This is a genomic window from Stenotrophomonas sp. RG-453, from assembly GCF_033843685.1.
GTDB lineage: Bacteria > Pseudomonadota > Gammaproteobacteria > Xanthomonadales > Xanthomonadaceae > Stenotrophomonas > Stenotrophomonas bentonitica_A.
In genome coordinates, this window is sequence record NZ_JAMYED010000019.1 from 1 (window position 1) to 1225 (window position 1225).

Genomic DNA, 1225 nt, shown 5'->3' on the forward strand with positions numbered 1-1225 from the left:
GGGGTTCACCCCCGTTTTCACGGACACTTACGAGAAGGCCGATCAAGGCCATGAGGAGTGTTCATGTCGAAGCGAAGGAAGTTCAGCACCGAGTTCAAGCGCGGTGCGGTTGAGCAGGCCAGCCAGCCGGGCGTCAGCTGTGCCCAGGTGGCCCGGGAGCTGGGGATCCGGGATGCATTGCTGACCCGCTGGAAGCGGGAGGCCCAGAGCCGGGGCCAGGTGGCCTTCGGTGGCACCGGGACGCCCCGGGACGAGGAACTGGCGCGGCTCAAGCGCGAGCTGGCCCGGGTGAAGAAGGAGCGGGATTTTTTGCGAGAAGCGGCGACGTTCTTTGCCAAGGGATCATCCTGAGGTATCAGGTGATCGAACGTTGCCGCGATGAGTTTCCAGTGCGACTGATGTGTCGTTGCCTGCGGGTCTCGGCCAGCGGTTACTACGACTGGAGTAAGCGCTTGCCCAGTGCCCGGGAGCGCGACAACCAGCGCTTGCTCGGCCGGATCCGTGAGTTGCATGAGGACAGCCGGGGCACATTGGGCGCCGGCCGGATGCATGAAGACCTTGCCGAGGAAGGCGAGACGGCGAGCCTGAACCGGGTGGCGCGTCTGATGGCGACCGATGGCCTGCAGGGTTGGCCGCGACCGAAGCGGCGAGGCCAGCGCGGCAAGCCGGCGCTGACGCCGCCGGGTGTGCGCAACCTGCTGGAGCGGGACTTCACCGCGTTGGAGCCGGAGACCAGGTGGGTCACCGACATCACCGAGCTCAAGACCCGGCAAGGCAAGCTGTATCTGTGCATCGTGCTGGACCTGTTTGACCAGCGGGTGGTGGGGTGGTCAATGCATCATCGTCAGGATCGTCAGATGGTGATCAGGGCCGTGCAGATGGCGGTCTGGCAGCGCCAAGGCAGCCATCCACTGATCCTGCACTCCGACCGTGGCAGCCAGTTCCGAAGCGGCGACTACCAGCGTTACCTGGCGGCCAACGGCTTGGTGTGCTCGATGAGCGCGGTGGGCCACTGCGGTGACAACGCCGCGTGCGAAGGCTTCTTCGGCCTGCTCAAGCGCGAGCGGGTCTACCGCATGACCTACCCAACGCTCGATGCCGCGAGGGCGGATGTGTTCGAATACATCGAGCGGTTCCACAACCCGAGGATGCGACGAAGGGTCGCCAGGCAAGACCAGAAGTTCTCAGCCCTTTTACAACCGTCCGTGATTTCGGGGTAGAACCC

Annotated in this window: 1 protein-coding gene; it reads left to right on the forward strand. The window is 64.7% G+C overall.

The window, feature by feature from the left end; genetic code table 11:
* Positions 1–63: 63 nt before the first annotated feature.
* A protein-coding gene (locus NJD74_RS19560; protein ID WP_087944427.1) for an IS3-like element ISStma5 family transposase occupies positions 64–1220 on the forward strand; the annotation gives its coding sequence in 2 pieces (ribosomal slippage) (positions 64–304 and positions 304–1220; 1158 coding nt in all).
* The last annotated feature ends 5 nt before the right edge of the window (positions 1221–1225 follow it).